The sequence below is a fragment of the Mesorhizobium sp. M7A.F.Ca.MR.362.00.0.0 genome (assembly GCF_004023175.1).
Lineage (GTDB): Bacteria > Pseudomonadota > Alphaproteobacteria > Rhizobiales > Rhizobiaceae > Mesorhizobium.
Genome location: NZ_RZTF01000868.1, coordinates 1 through 671 on the forward strand (window position 1 = coordinate 1; position 671 = coordinate 671).

Here is a 671-nt window from a genome sequence, read left to right on the forward strand (position 1 = left end):
GCACCCAGCCGCCCTTGAAGCCCTCGACGATCTGCGGGCTGGTGTCGAAGCCGAAATTGAATATCTCGCCCGCCTTGCGTCCGGCCGCCTGCATGTAGGTCGATACATTGCCGAGCATCTGCCCGCCGGGATAGCCGACCGCCTTGACGTCGGGATTGTTGAGCAGCGCCGCGGTAATCACCGGAATGGCCAGATTGGGATCGGACGCCCATTCGCCGCTCGGCGGAGAGGACAACTGGATGACCTCGACGCCAGCGTCCTTGAGCGCGGCCACCGTCCCGCGCTCGCGCGCGCCGCGGCTTTCGTTTTCGAACGGACCGATCATGATCGCCTTGTCGCCGGCCTTCAGCTTGCCCAGCTTGAACGCCTCGGCGCCGAGCGCGCGGCCCTGCTGCTCCTGCTGGGCGCCGACATAGCCGCCGCCGAACGCTTCCACCACCTTCGGCACCGGCACGTTCTGGTACATCATCTTGATGCCGTCCTTGTGTGCCTGTTCGGCCAGCGGCATGATCGACGCGTCGCCCGGGTGGCCCATCATGGCGATGCCGTTGGGCTTGACCGCGACGGCCTCACGCAGTTGCTGCACCATCTTTTCGATGTCCCACTGGGAGAAGATGTAGTCGACCTTCGGCCCGAGATCGGCCTCTGCCTGCTTGGCACCATTGTAGACG

The 671-nt window shown here is 65.1% G+C and carries 1 protein-coding gene; it reads right to left on the bottom strand.

Annotation, left to right across the window (positions count from 1 at the left end; genetic code table 11):
• Window positions 1–671, bottom strand: a 671-nt coding sequence (locus EOC06_RS38230; protein ID WP_128310171.1) for a substrate-binding domain-containing protein, incomplete at both ends; no start/stop codon positions are given.